General features: G+C 62.8%; 11 protein-coding genes. 7 read left to right on the top strand and 4 right to left on the bottom strand.

Annotated features, from left to right (window positions below; translation table 11 throughout):
* Positions 1 to 27 precede the first annotated feature (27 nt).
* On the bottom strand, positions 28 to 1602 hold the full coding sequence (locus BMZ70_RS22000) for an alpha-amylase family glycosyl hydrolase (RefSeq protein WP_092279432.1): 1575 nt from the start codon (positions 1600 to 1602) through the stop codon (positions 28 to 30).
* A 62-nt stretch (positions 1603 to 1664) separates the two neighbouring features.
* Between BMZ70_RS22000 and BMZ70_RS21995 the strand changes: the two genes are divergently transcribed.
* Entirely contained in the window at positions 1665 to 2492 is an 828-nt protein-coding gene (locus tag BMZ70_RS21995) for a hypothetical protein (RefSeq protein WP_130301083.1), read from the top strand.
* Between the two features lie 29 nt (positions 2493 to 2521).
* On the opposite strand, the gene gatB is transcribed toward BMZ70_RS21995, so the two are convergent.
* From gatB to gatC, 3 genes are all read right to left on the bottom strand, one after another.
* A complete protein-coding gene (gatB, locus tag BMZ70_RS21990; RefSeq protein ID WP_092279428.1) occupies positions 2522 to 3982 on the bottom strand; it encodes an Asp-tRNA(Asn)/Glu-tRNA(Gln) amidotransferase subunit GatB in 1461 nt (486 codons plus the stop codon).
* A 22-nt stretch (positions 3983 to 4004) separates the two neighbouring features.
* On the bottom strand, positions 4005 to 5477 hold the full coding sequence (gene gatA, locus BMZ70_RS21985) for an Asp-tRNA(Asn)/Glu-tRNA(Gln) amidotransferase subunit GatA (RefSeq protein WP_092279426.1): 1473 nt from the start codon (positions 5475 to 5477) through the stop codon (positions 4005 to 4007).
* 118 nt (positions 5478 to 5595) lie between these two features.
* Positions 5596 to 5898, bottom strand: coding sequence for an Asp-tRNA(Asn)/Glu-tRNA(Gln) amidotransferase subunit GatC (gene gatC, locus BMZ70_RS21980; protein ID WP_092279424.1), 303 nt, complete (start codon positions 5896 to 5898; stop codon positions 5596 to 5598).
* Positions 5899 to 6154: 256 nt separating this feature from the next.
* On the opposite strand from gatC, the gene BMZ70_RS21975 reads away from it, so the two are divergent.
* From BMZ70_RS21975 to rodA (BMZ70_RS21950), 6 genes are read left to right on the top strand one after another with little or no spacing between them, the layout of a single operon-like run.
* Entirely contained in the window at positions 6155 to 7198 is a 1044-nt protein-coding gene (locus tag BMZ70_RS21975) for a rod shape-determining protein (RefSeq protein WP_072789105.1), read from the top strand.
* 50 nt (positions 7199 to 7248) lie between these two features.
* Positions 7249 to 8361, top strand: a complete 1113-nt coding sequence (gene mreC, locus BMZ70_RS21970; protein WP_092279422.1) for a rod shape-determining protein MreC — start codon at positions 7249 to 7251, stop codon at positions 8359 to 8361.
* A complete protein-coding gene (mreD, locus tag BMZ70_RS21965; RefSeq protein WP_092279420.1) occupies positions 8358 to 8870 on the top strand; it encodes a rod shape-determining protein MreD in 513 nt (170 codons plus the stop codon). The genes mreC and mreD overlap by 4 nt, the downstream gene beginning before the upstream one ends.
* 12 nt (positions 8871 to 8882) lie before the next feature.
* On the top strand, positions 8883 to 10931 hold the full coding sequence (gene mrdA / locus BMZ70_RS21960) for a penicillin-binding protein 2 (RefSeq protein ID WP_092279418.1): 2049 nt from the start codon (positions 8883 to 8885) through the stop codon (positions 10929 to 10931).
* A gap of 12 nt (positions 10932 to 10943) precedes the next feature.
* A complete protein-coding gene (gene rodA / locus BMZ70_RS21955; RefSeq protein WP_092279416.1) occupies positions 10944 to 12059 on the top strand; it encodes a rod shape-determining protein RodA in 1116 nt (371 codons plus the stop codon).
* Entirely contained in the window at positions 12059 to 13156 is a 1098-nt protein-coding gene (gene rodA, locus BMZ70_RS21950; RefSeq protein ID WP_092279414.1) for a rod shape-determining protein RodA, read from the top strand. The genes rodA (BMZ70_RS21955) and rodA (BMZ70_RS21950) overlap by 1 nt, the downstream gene beginning before the upstream one ends.

The following is a 13156-nucleotide window of genomic DNA, read 5'->3' as shown; positions in this document are numbered from 1 at the left end:
GTCTAGACATAAATGTCTACATTAATTTTATCGTCCGATTAGCCAGCCGTGTGGCGCCAATGTGGCGTCTTGCGCATGCCAGCCCGACGCGTATAGAGGCTCTACGTGCGACAGCTTGGTGTTGAGCGTTTGCGTGCTGTTGGACAGGTTAGCCAGTACGATGATGTCGTCGCGGGTGAAGCCGATGGCGCCGGGTGGCAGGCCGTCCAGGAAAGCAGTGGCGCCGGTGCGCAGTGCGGCGTGCTGGCGGCGCAGGGCGATCAGGGTTTGGTAGTGCGCATACAGGCTGCTGTCGAAGGCTTGCCATTTCAGCTGCCAGCCGTCGAACAGCACTTGCCAGCCGGTCCATGTCGGCTCACCGAATTCTTGTCCCATCAGGATATGCGGCACGCCGTCCATGCATAGCATCGCTGCGGCGGCGGGGCGGTGTGCGCCGGCGCCGAGGAAGGTGGAGATGCGGCCTTGCTCCTTGTCTTCCAGCCAGCGCATGCGCAACGCGCCGCGCGGGAAGCTGTAGGTCGATTCGTTCCAATAGTCAGCGAAGGCTGCGTTGTCGGCCCGGCGCAGCATTTCGCGCGTGCCGCCTTCGTAGGTCAGGTCGCACGCGGCGAGATGGTGGAACTCGTCGTAGGATTGCGAGATGAGGGCGATGTCGGGCCGCAGCGCCGCCAGCTCGGTGCGGATTTCGTCGAGGAAGTCGCAAGGAGTAATGTCGGAATCGTCGAAGCGCAGGCCGTCGAAATCGAAGCGTTCGATCCAGCTGCGCATGCTGTTGATCAGGTAGCCCCGCAGGTCGCGATCGGCAAAGTTGAAACCGGCGAAGTAGCCGCGATTTGGAACGGCGTAGTAGATGCTGCCGTCGGCGCGCTGCGTGTACCAGTGCGGATGCGTGCGCGTGAACGGATGATCAACGCTGCTGCGGTTGAGTGTCCAGTCCATGATGACGCGCATGCCGCGTGCGTGCGCCGCGCCCACCAGCGCGCGCAGCGAGGCCTCGTCGCCCAGCGCCGGGTCGATGGCGTCGAAATCGCGCACGGCGTAAGGATCGCCCAGTGCACCGCATCGCCCTTCGATGCCGACCGGATGGATCGGCATGATCCACAAAATGTCCGCGCCCAATTCGCTCAGGTAGGGCAGCTTGGCCCGCACGCCATCGAAGTCGCCGCCGAAGGCCGGCACCGACAGCTGGTAGATCACGCCATCGCGCAGCCAGTCCGGGCTGGCCAGCGCCGCACGCGCATGCAGCGGGCCGGGTGCAGCGGCGCTCGTGCCGTGCTGGCGCATCAGCACCGCGCCGCCTTCATCGACCGTGAGGCAGGAGTTGTTCTGGCCATCTTCCGAGATCCACGGATTGGCGGGATCGGGAATCCAGTCGGTGTCGTTGACGACGATTTTGTAGAGATGGCGTCCGGCCGGTATCGGCAGCGTGACCTGCCAGCGCGTCGGCGACACGCGCTCCATCATGCAAACATCGCCCGCCCAGCAATTGAAAGTGCCGGCCAGCGCGACGCAGCGCGCATTGGAATCATCGAAAACAAAACGCACGCCGCCGGCAACGGCGTGGGGCAGCAGTGCCGGGTCGGCGTTGAATTGCAAATTCATCGTAGTCCTTGCGCGAGTGGCTAATATTGGCTATATGATATGACGCAGACAGGGAGGCGTGTTTGATTAAACGATTAATAGCAGGCGGTGTTGTACTCGCCGGTGTTGGATTGCTGGGCGCAGGGCAGACGGGGCGCATTGTGCTGGCGTGGGTGCAGCCAACATCGGATTTCGTGCAGTGCACGTCGGACCCGCGCATCTGGTGCGAGCCGGGAGCGGAGCAAGGGGCGCTTGCCGTCGCACCGTTGATGGCGGAGGCGGTCGCCTTGGTCGAACGGGCGCACTACGGCAGCTTCTCGCAGCCGGTGCGTGTGCAGGTCTATGGTTCGCGCGAGAGCTTTGCACGGCACTCGGCCGTGCAGCCGATCGCGTATGGCGCTACTGGCTTCGGTGCGGTGCATCTGTCACCGCGCCTCGCGGCGGATCCGCCGACGGTGCGCGCAGGCATACTCGCGCACGAGCTATCGCACCTGCACTTGCAGCAGCAGGCCGGCATCATGGCAGTGGCCCGCTTGCCCAACTGGTTCATGGAGGGTTTGCCGACTGCGGTGTCGAACGGCGGAGCAGCCCTACGCGTTTCGCGCGAGGAGGCGGTATTCGCGCTGGTGCACGGCCGCCACTTCGAAGCGGAGGCGGATGGTTCGCTGTTCTTCCCCAAGCGCGCCGATGAATTCAAGCTATCCTGGCCGATGTACTATCGCCAAAGCTCAATGATGGTGGACTACATGAAGCAGCGCGATGGTGTGGCGTTTGAACGCTTGATCAGGGATGTCGCTGCCGGCAAGGCGTTCGGCGCTTCGGTACAGGCGGCGTATGGCCAGCCGTTGTCGGTGCTGTGGCAGGATTTTCGCGCGGATCTTGGCCGCGAAAAAAAAGCCCCGCAAGCGTGAGCCGGCGGGGCGTTCTGGCGTGTGGCTGATTAGCCGGCCAGCTTGGCTTTCAGCAGTTCGGTCAGCTGCGCCGGGTTGGCTTTGCCGCGCGAGGCTTTCATGGCCTGGCCGATCAGGGCGTTGATCGCGGCTTCTTTACCAGCGCGATACTGCTCCACCGACTTCTCGTTGTTGGCGATGACTTCGTTGACGATGGCTTCCAGCGCGCCGGTGTCGGAGATCTGTTTCAGGCCTTTCGATTCGATCAGCGCGTCGACCAGGTTGTCGTCATCCGACTTGGCTGCCCACATGTCGCCGAACAGTTCTTTGGCGGTCTTGTTGTTGATGGTGCCGTCGGCGATACGCTTCAGCATCAGCGCCAGCTGCGCAGGCTTGACCGGCGCGTCGGCGATGTCCACGCCTTCGCGGTTCAGGGTCGACGAGACGTCGCCCATCAGCCAGTTGGCGGCGGCTTTGGCGTTTTCCTTGCCCGCTGCATCCACCACGGCCACGAAGTAGTTGGCCATCGCTTTCGATGCGGTCAGCACCAGCGAGTCATATTCCGGCAGCGCGTATTCGCTGACGAAGCGCGCGCGCATGGCGGCCGGCAGTTCCGGCATCGACGCTTTCACGGTGTCGATCCACGCGTTGGAGATCACCAGCGGCGGCAGGTCCGGGTCCGGGAAGTAGCGGTAATCCTGCGCGTCTTCTTTGCTGCGCATTTCGCGCGTTTCCTTGCGGTCCGGATCGTACAGGCGGGTCGCTTGCACCACTTTGCCGCCGTCTTCAATCAGCTCGATCTGGCGGCGCACTTCGACGTGCACGGCTTCTTCGATGAAGCGGAACGAGTTCAGGTTTTTGATCTCGCAGCGGGTGCCGAATTCCTTCTGGCCTTTCGGACGCACCGAAACGTTGATGTCGCAGCGGAACGAGCCTTCCTGCATGTTGCCGTCGCAGACGCCCAGCCACATCACCAGCGAGTGCAGGGCCTTGCAGTACGCGACTGCTTCAGCGGCGCTGCGGATCTCTGGTTCGGAGACGATTTCCAGCAGCGGCGTGCCGGCGCGATTCAGGTCGATGCCCGACATGCCAGCGTAGTCTTCGTGCAGCGATTTACCGGCGTCTTCTTCCAGGTGGGCGCGGGTCAGGTTGACGGTCTTGGTGACGAATTCGCCATCCTTCTCGTAGCCGAAAGTGACCGCGCCACCCAGCACTACCGGGTCTTCGAATTGGCTGATCTGGTAGCCCTTCGGCAGGTCAGGATAGAAGTAGTTTTTACGGGCGAAGATCGACGCTGGCGCGATCTTGGCGCCGACTGCCAGGCCGAAGCGGATCGCGCGATCCACCGCCTGCTTGTTCATGACCGGCAGCACGCCAGGCAGCGCCAGGTCAACCGGGCTGGCTTGGGTGTTGGCTTCCGCGCCGAAGGCGGTCGGCGAGCCGCTGAAAATTTTTGATGCGGTAGTGAGCTGCACGTGGTTCTCAATACCGATGACGACTTCCCATTCCATATTATTCTCGCTGTGTTCGTGATTAAACGCCTGCTGGGGCGCGGGTGTGCCAGTCGGTGGCTTGCTGGTAGGCGTGTGCCACGTTCAGCAGCCTGGCTTCACCAAAATGTTTACCGATGATCTGCAGGCCGACCGGGCGATTCTTCGCGCCGAAACCAACAGGGATCGACATGCCCGGCAGACCGGCCAGGCTGGTCGACAGGGTGTAGATGTCGGCCAGGTAGGCGGCCACCGGATCGTCCGATTTATCGCCCAGATCCCACGCCACGGTTGGCGCTACTGGGCCCATGATCACATCGCAGACTGCGTCCGGGCCGTTCAGCACTTTTTCGAAGTCCTGCGCGATCAGGCGGCGGATCTTTTGCGCCTTCAGGTAGTAGGCGTCGTAGTAGCCGTGGCACAGCACATAGGTGCCGACCATGATGCGGCGCTTCACTTCATTACCGAAGCCCTGGTCGCGGGTCTTGCGGTACATGTCTTGCAGATCCTTGTAGCCTTCCGCGCGGAAGCCGTAACGCACGCCGTCAAAGCGCGACAGGTTGGATGATGCTTCTGCTGGTGCGATCATGTAGTAGGCAGGGATCGACAGCGCGGTGTTCGGCAGCGAGATGTCGACCAGGGTTGCGCCCAGTTCCACGTACTTGGCCAGCGCAGTGCGCACCGCATCTTCCACGTCTTTCGACAGGCCTTCGCCGAAGTATTCTTTCGGCACGCCGATGCGCAGGCCGGTCAGCGGCTGGCCCAGTTCGCGGGTGAAGTCTTCATCCACGCCGCCCAGTTCCGGCGTCAGCGAGGTCGAGTCGCGTTCGTCGAAGCCGGCCATTGCGTTCAGCAGCAGCGCGCAGTCTTCGGCGGTTTGCGCCATCGGGCCGCCCTGGTCCAGCGACGAGGCAAACGCGATCATGCCGAAGCGCGATACGCGGCCGTAGGTCGGCTTGATGCCGGTGATGCCGCAGAACGAAGCCGGCTGGCGGATCGAGCCGCCGGTGTCGGTGCCGGTGACGGCCGGCGCCAGGCGCGCGGCGACAGCGGCAGCCGAACCGCCCGACGAGCCGCCCGGTACGGCGGTTTTATCCCACGGATTCTTCACCGCGCCGAAGGCCGAGTTTTCATTGGCCGAACCCATCGCGAATTCGTCGCAATTGAGTTTGCCCAGCGTGACCATGCCGGCCTTCTGGAACTTCTCGACCACGGTGGCGTCGAACGGGCTGACGTAGTTGGCCAGCATTTTCGAGCCGGCGGTCGAGCGCCAGCCTTTGGTGACGAAGATATCCTTGTGCGCGATCGGCACGCCGGTCAGCGGGGTGGCGGTGCCGGCGGCGATGCGCGCGTCGGCTTCGGCAGCTTGCGCCAGGGTCAGGGCGCGATCCACGTGCAGGAAGGCGTTCAAGTCGCTCTTCTCGATGCGGTCGAGGAACTGGGTGGCCAGTTCGGTGGCGGTAATCGCTTTGCTTTGCAGGAGGGCGGACAGCTCTTTAATGGTTTTGGTGTGCATGGCGGTTCAGTTTAATTCGTTACGTCCTCAGCGTCATTCCGGCGCAGGCCGGAATCCAATGCAGGGTTTCCAGGCTGGCATTGGATCCCGGCCTTCGCCGGGATGACGGTGGCGGTATTTAGTCGATCACTTTCGGCACCAGGTACAGGCCGTCCTGGGTCTTCGGTGCGACGGTTTGATAGTCGTCGCGGCGATTTGGTTCGCTGGCCACGTCTTCACGCAGACGCAGGGCGATGTTGTTCATGTGCGCCGCCAGCGGATGGCTCAATGGGGCGACGCCGTCGGTATCAACCGCCTGCATCTGCTCGGCCAGCGCAAAAATGCCATTCAGTTGTTCCAAAGCGGTAGCGCTCTGCTGCTCGCTCATCTCAAGTTGGGCCAGTTTGGCAATGCGTGTTACGTCGGATAAGGTCAGGGACATGGCGGGAATAATTGTAATATTGATAAAAAACTTGAATTTCTACCTATTCGCCTGCAAACATCGACGAATGCCGCTTAAATCGCGGTCTCAGGCGCCACACTTTTGCGTGGATTTTCGATAAATCACAGTCAAATTATAAGGTAGAATGGCGGGTTGATGCGTTTGTCGGCGCTGAATCATTGCTGCCGCCGCATTTCGGACAGAATTTTTTACTTAACGGTTTACGCGCACACTGGTAGCGCCACAGGACACTTTAATGTTTGGTTTTTTACGTCGTTACATTTCCTCCGACCTGGCCATTGACTTGGGCACGGCCAACACCCTGATTTACGTTCGCGGCCAGGGCATCGTCCTGGATGAACCGTCGGTCGTCGCCATCCGCCAGGAAGGCGGCCCGAATGGCAAGAAGACCATTCAAGCGGTTGGTAAAGAAGCAAAGCAGATGCTGGGTAAAGTCCCTGGCAACATCGAGGCGATCCGCCCGATGAAAGACGGCGTGATCGCCGACTTCACCGTCACCGAACAAATGCTGAAGCAGTTCATCCGCATGGTGCACGACTCCAAATTCTTCCGCCCGTCGCCGCGCATCATCATCTGCGTGCCTTGCGGCTCGACCCAGGTGGAGCGCCGCGCGATCCGCGAATCGGCGCTGGGCGCCGGCGCCTCGCAGGTGTACCTGATTGAAGAACCAATGGCAGCGGCCATCGGCGCCGGCCTGCCGGTGTCGGATGCAACCGGCTCGATGGTGGTCGACATCGGCGGTGGTACTACCGAAGTGGGCATCATCTCGCTGGGCGGCATGGTCTACAAAGGCTCTGTGCGCGTGGGCGGCGACAAGTTCGACGAAGCCATCGTCAACTACATCCGCCGCAACTACGGCATGCTGATCGGCGAGCAGACCGCCGAGGCGATCAAGAAAGCCATCGGTTCGGCCTTCCCTGGCTCCGAAGTCAAGGAGATGGAAGTCAAGGGCCGCAACCTGTCGGAAGGTATCCCGCGTTCGTTCACCATCTCGTCGAACGAAATCCTGGAAGCGCTGACTGACCCGCTGAACAATATCGTCTCGGCCGTGAAGAACGCGCTCGAACAAACCCCGCCAGAGCTGGGCGCGGACATCGCGGAAAAAGGCATGATGCTGACCGGCGGCGGCGCGCTGCTGCGCGACCTTGATCGCCTGCTGATGGAAGAAACCGGCCTGCCGGTGCTGGTGGCGGAAGATCCGCTGACCTGCGTGGTGCGCGGCTCCGGCATGGCGCTGGAGCGGATGGACCAACTGGGTTCGATCTTCTCCTACGAATGATCTGACGAAACGGGGCCGCGAAACAGCGGCCCCGATGCTTATTGGAAGTCATGGAATACAGTCCTCCGCCACTTTTCAAGCAAGGCGCCTCGGCTCGGGTAAAGATGACGGTGTTCGCGTGCATATCGGTTGCACTGCTGCTGGTTGATTCGCATATGCGAACCCTGACCACGGTGCGCCAGGTAGCCGGCACTGTGCTGTATCCGCTGCAAATGGCGGCCTTGCTGCCGCGCGACGCTATCTACGGCGTCGGCGATTATTTTTCTACCTTGTCGTCGATGGAAAAGCAGGTGCGCGAGTTGCGCCGCCAGCAGATCCTCAGTTCACAGGCTTTGCAGCAGGCCCAGTTGCAGGCTGCCGAGAATGCGCAGCTGCGCAAGCTGCTGGACGCACGCGAGCACTTGCCGGTGAAGTCGATGCTGGCCGATGTGTTGTACGACGCGCGCGACGTCAATAGCCGCAAGATTATTCTCGATCGCGGCACGCGCCATGATGTGACGCTCGGTTTGCCGGTGATCGATAACCAGGGCGTGGTGGGGCAGGTGACGCGGGTGTTCCCGTTCACCTCCGAAGTCACGCTGCTGTCCGATAAGGAGCAGGCGATTCCGGTACAGCTGCTGCGCAACGGCTTGCGCAGCGTGGCCTATGGCCGCGGCAAGGCCGGCAATCTCGAATTGCGCTTTACGGCGCCGAATGCGGATATCCAGGTGGGCGATATCGTGGTGACCTCCGGTCTCGATGGCGTGTACCCGGCCGGTCTGGCGGTGGCGCGCGTGACGCAGGTGGAGAACAGCGCCGGCGGTTCGTTCGGCGGTGTGATCTGCCAGCCATTGGCCGGCATCATGAATAACACGCAGCTGCTGATTTTGATGTCGACGCCGGAAATGCCTGCGCGTCCGGCGGATGAGGAACAGCGCCCGCTGCGCAAGCACAATAACAAGATGGCGCCGATCAAGGACGTGCCGAAAGAGGGCGCGGAAGGCCAGCAGCCTGCCGCCGCTCCGGCCACGCCGCCCGCCGCCGCGCCAGCCGCGAACGCAGCGCCCGGCCTGATGCCGGTGATGCCGCCGCCAGCGCCGAAGCCTGCCGCCACTGCACCGGCTGCCGCTGTACCGGCCGCGCCTGCGCCGGCCGCCACCACCAACAAGGAGCCGGCACGATGAATCGTCCGCACTATATCCTGCTGCCGGTTAGCCCGCTGTTCATTGCCTTCAGCCTGTTCTGCGCTTTCCTGCTGAACCTCCTGCCTTGGGGCCAGTTCATCGGCGTGCCCGATTTCGTGGCGCTGGTGCTGGTGTTCTGGGGCGTGCATCAGCCGCGCAAGGTCGGCATTGGCACCGCCTTCTTCCTCGGCCTGCTGATGGACGTGCATGACGCCACGCTGCTGGGCGAAAACGCGCTGTCGTACACGCTGCTGTCCTACTTCGCCATCATGCTGCATCGACGCATGCTGTGGTTCCCGATCTGGACCCAGGCCATGCACGTGTTCCCGCTGCTGCTGATGGCGCAGTCGGTGCAACTGCTGGTGCGTTTCTTCGTGTCCGGGAAATTCCCCGGCTGGTTCTACTTCATCGAAAGCGTGGTGGCATCGGTCCTGTGGCCGCTGGCGACCTGGCTGCTGCTGGCGCCACAACGCCGCGCAGTAGACCGCGATCACACCCGCCCGATCTAAAGCGCGTTTAGCATGACTGAAATTAAGGACAACCAGCGCGAACTCCAACAGTTCCGCCTGCGCCTGACGGTGCTCGGCGGACTGGTATTTTTCTGCTTTGCCATGCTGCTGCTGCGTTTCATCTGGCTGCAGGTCGTCAAGTACAGCGACTTCGCGGTGAAAGCGGAAGAGAACCGCATCGCCATCGTGCCTATCGTGCCGAATCGCGGCCTGATTTTGGACCGCAACGGCGTGGTCCTGGCGCGCAACTACTCGGCCTTCACGCTGGAGATCACGCCGTCCAAGCTGCACACCACGCTGGACGAAGCCATCGACGAGCTGTCCAAGCTGGTGACGGTCGATATCAAGGACCGCAAGCGCTTCAAGAAACTGCTCGACGAATCCAAAGGCTTTGAGAGCGTGCCGCTGCGCACCCGCCTGACCGACGAGGAAGTGGCGCGCTTTAGTGCGCAGCGCTTCCGCTTCCCCGGTGTGGAAGTGCAGGCGCGCCTGTTCCGCCAGTACCCGCTGGGCGAAACCGCCTCGCACGTGATCGGCTACATCGGCCGCATCAACCAGTCCGAGATCAAGGCCATCGAAGCCACCGACGACGGTCCGAATTACAAGGGCACCGACCATATCGGCAAAGAGGGTCTCGAGAAGAGCTACGAGAAGCAGCTGCACGGCCAGACCGGCTACGAGGAAGTGGAAGTATCGGCCGGCGGCCGCGCTATCCGCACCTTGTCGCGCACCGCCGCCACGCCGGGCAATAACCTGATCCTGTCGATTGATATCGAATTGCAGAAAGTGGTGGAAGAAGCCTTCGGCGAATGGCGCGGCGCCTTCGTCGCCATCGAGCCGGAAACCGGCGACATCCTGGCCTACGTCTCGCGCCCCGGCTACGATCCCAACCTGTTCGTCGACGGCATCGACTCGCAAAGCTGGAACGACCTGAATACCTCGCTGGACCGCCCGATGGTGAACCGTCCGCTGTCCGGCACCTACGCGCCCGGTTCCACCTTCAAGCCATTCATGGCGCTGGCGGCGCTGGAACTGGGCAAGCGCAATGCGGCGCAAGCCTATCCGGATCCCGGCTACTTCTACCTCGGCGGCCACAAATTCCGCGACGATAAAGTGGGCGGCCACGGCAACGTCGACCTGCGCCGTTCGGTCATCGTGTCCTGCAATACCTATTACTACCAGCTTGGTAACGACATGGGGATCGACGCCATCACCAACTTCATGAAGCCGTTCGGCTTCGGCGAGAAAACCGGCATCGACCTCGATAACGAAAAGACCGGCGTGCTGCCGTCGAAAGAATGGAAGCGCAAGCGCTTCAAGGGCAATGCCGGCAAGTGGGTCGGCGGCGACACCATTTCGGTATCCAACGGCTCCGGCTACAACTCGTACACGCCGCTGCAAATCGCCCACGCGATGGCCAACCTGGCCAACAACGGCGTGGTGATGAAGCCGCACCTGGTGAAAATCGTGGAAGACGGCGGCACGCGCGCGCGCAAGCTCACCGTGCCGAGCGAAAGCTACCGCATCCAGCTCAAGCAGGAAAACATCGACATCATCAAGAGCGCGATGGTGGGCGTGAACTCCGAGCCGGGCGGCACCGCCTACCGCGCCTTCGCCAACGCCGCTTATACCTCGGGCGGCAAGACCGGTACGGCGCAGGTGGTGGGCATCAAGGCCAACGAGAAGTACAACGCTTCGGCACTGGCCGAGCGCCTGCGCGACAACGCGCTGTACACCGCCTTCGCACCGGCCGACAAGCCGAAGATCGTGGTGGCGATGGTGGTGGAAAATGCCGGCTGGGGGGCGGAGATCGCCGCGCCGATCGCGCGCAAGGCGCTCGACTTCTACCTGCTGGGCAAGCGTCCGACCGACAAGGAAACCACCAAGGTGCCGAAGGAAGATGCGGCCGAATTCGTGCCGATCGAAGATCCGGAAGCCGCCGAAGCCGCAGCCGCCGCTGCCGAGGCGCGCCGCGAACCAGCGCCCGCGCCGGCGCTGCCGCCAACGCCGGCCGCCACGCCTGCACCGGCGCCGGTGACGCCGGCGCGGAAGAAACAATAAGGAACACCCATCATGCGCATACACGAAAGACGTTCGCTGTGGCGTCGCATGCGACCCTACTTCACAGTCTTTGATGGCCCGCTGACGCTCATCATCCTGATGCTGCTGACGGTCAGCATGATTACGCTGTACTCCGCCAGCATCGGCATTCCGGGCAAGATGGAAGACCAGGTGCGCAACATCTTCCTGGCCTTCTTCGTCATGTGGCTGGTGGCGAATATTTCGCCGCAGATGATGATGCGGATCGCGGTGCCGGCGTATGCCTTCGGCGTGTTCCTATTGGTGTGCGTGGCGCTGTTCGGCACCATCAAGCTGGGTGCGCGGCGCTGGCTGCACATCGGCGTGGTCGATATCCAGCCGTCTGAATTCATGAAGATCGTCACGCCGCTGATGCTGGCCTGGTTCTTCCAGAGCCGCGCCGGCCACCTGACATGGCATTCGTACGCGATTGCCGCAGTGCTGCTGGGGATCCCGGTTGGCCTGATCGTGCGCCAGCCGGACCTCGGCACCGCGCTGCTGGTGGTGGCCGCAGGCTTCTGCGTGATCTTCCTCGCCGGCCTGGCGTGGAAGGCGTTGATAGGCTTGTTCGCCGCCGGCGCGGCGGCGCTGCCGGTGATCTGGTCGGTGCTGCACGACTACCAGCGCGAGCGCGTGATGACGCTGATCGATCCCACCACCGACCCGCTGGGCAAAGGCTTCCACATCATCCAGTCCACCATCGCGGTGGGCTCGGGCGGCATCACCGGCAAGGGCTGGACCCACGGCACGCAGGCCCACCTCGAATTCATCCCCGAGCGCACCACCGACTTTATCTTCGCCGTCTATTCCGAGGAGTTTGGCCTGATCGGTAACCTGATCCTGATGGTGCTGTACCTGATGCTGATCGGCCGCGGCCTGATGATCGCCGGGAATGCGCCGAACTTCTTCACGCGCCTGCTGGCCGGCGCCGTCACCATGATTTACTTCACCTATGCCTTCGTCAACATGGGCATGGTGAGCGGCATCCTGCCGGTGGTGGGCGTGCCGCTGCCGTTCATGAGCTATGGCGGTACCGCGCTGCTGACGCTGGGCCTGGGCGCCGGCATCTTGATGAGCATCCAGCGCCACCGCAAACTGGTGCAGACCTGATGCGCATCGCCGATGGCCGCTCTCTGTGGCAGCGCGTGCAGCCGTACGTGCTGGTGTTCGATCTGCCGCTGGCGCTGATCATCGGCGCGCTGCTGTCGGTTGGTCTGATTACCTTGTACTCGGCCGGCATCGCCATTCCCGGCAAGGTGTGGGACCAGCTGCGCAATATCGCGGCGGCGGTGCTGGTGATGTGGTTCGTGGCGAACATTCCGCCGCAGACCATGATGCGGCTGGCGGTGCCGGCCTACGCGCTGGGCGTGGCCTTGCTGGTGGCGGTGGCGCTGTTCGGCGTGATCAAGGGTGGCTCGCGCCGCTGGCTGTATGTCGGCACGCAGATCCAGCCTTCCGAACTGATGAAAATCGCCATGCCGCTGATGCTGGCGTGGTTCTTCCAGCGTGAGCAGGGACATATGCGCTGGCAGACGTACGCCATCGCGGCGCTGCTGCTGGCGGTACCGGCCGGCTTGATCGCGCGCCAGCCGGACCTCGGTACCGCGCTGCTGGTGACGGCGGCCGGCGCTTACGTGATCTTCCTCGGCGGCCTGTCGTGGCGCGCGCTGGCCGTGCTGGCGGGCCTGGCGGCAGCAGCCTTGCCGGCGCTGTGGGCCGTGATGCACGACTACCAGCGCGACCGCGTGCTGACGCTGATCGATCCTTATCACGACCCGCTGGGCAAGGGCTTCCACATCATCCAGTCGATGATCGCCATCGGTTCCGGCGGCATCACCGGCAAGGGCTGGACCCACGGCACCCAGGCCCACCTTGAATTCATCCCCGAGCGCACCACCGACTTTATCTTCGCCGTGTTCTCCGAGGAGTTCGGCCTGCTCGGCAACCTGGTGCTGATGGTGTTGTACCTGCTGCTGATCTGGCGCGGCATGTCGATCGCGATGAACGCGCCGACGCTGTTCACCCGCCTGCTGGCCGGCGCCGTCACCATGATTTACTTCACCTACGCCTTCGTCAACATGGGCATGGTGAGCGGGATTATTCCGGTGGTGGGCGTGCCGCTGCCGTTCATGAGCTATGGCGGCACGGCGCTGATGACCCTCGGTCTCGGGGGCGGTATATTGATGAGTGTGCAGCGTCATCGGTGA

It is taken from the genome of Duganella sp. CF402 (assembly GCF_900109645.1).
GTDB lineage: Bacteria > Pseudomonadota > Gammaproteobacteria > Burkholderiales > Burkholderiaceae_D > Rugamonas.
The sequence above is the reverse complement of the archived record's forward strand: the minus strand, read 5'-3'. Positions and strand labels throughout refer to the sequence as shown.

Coding starts and splice junctions, on each gene's coding strand:
- gatA (WP_092279426.1), bottom strand. CDS start 5,477: ATGCACACCAAAACCATTAAAGAGCTGTCCGCCCTCCTGCAAAGCAAA.
- mreC (WP_092279422.1), top strand. CDS start 7,249: ATGGAATACAGTCCTCCGCCACTTTTCAAGCAAGGCGCCTCGGCTCGG.
- BMZ70_RS21975 (WP_072789105.1), top strand. CDS start 6,155: ATGTTTGGTTTTTTACGTCGTTACATTTCCTCCGACCTGGCCATTGAC.
- gatB (WP_092279428.1), bottom strand. CDS start 3,982: ATGGAATGGGAAGTCGTCATCGGTATTGAGAACCACGTGCAGCTCACT.
- mreD (WP_092279420.1), top strand. CDS start 8,358: ATGAATCGTCCGCACTATATCCTGCTGCCGGTTAGCCCGCTGTTCATT.
- BMZ70_RS22000 (WP_092279432.1), bottom strand. CDS start 1,602: ATGAATTTGCAATTCAACGCCGACCCGGCACTGCTGCCCCACGCCGTT.
- mrdA (WP_092279418.1), top strand. CDS start 8,883: ATGACTGAAATTAAGGACAACCAGCGCGAACTCCAACAGTTCCGCCTG.
- rodA (WP_092279416.1), top strand. CDS start 10,944: ATGCGCATACACGAAAGACGTTCGCTGTGGCGTCGCATGCGACCCTAC.
- rodA (WP_092279414.1), top strand. CDS start 12,059: ATGCGCATCGCCGATGGCCGCTCTCTGTGGCAGCGCGTGCAGCCGTAC.
- gatC (WP_092279424.1), bottom strand. CDS start 5,898: ATGTCCCTGACCTTATCCGACGTAACACGCATTGCCAAACTGGCCCAA.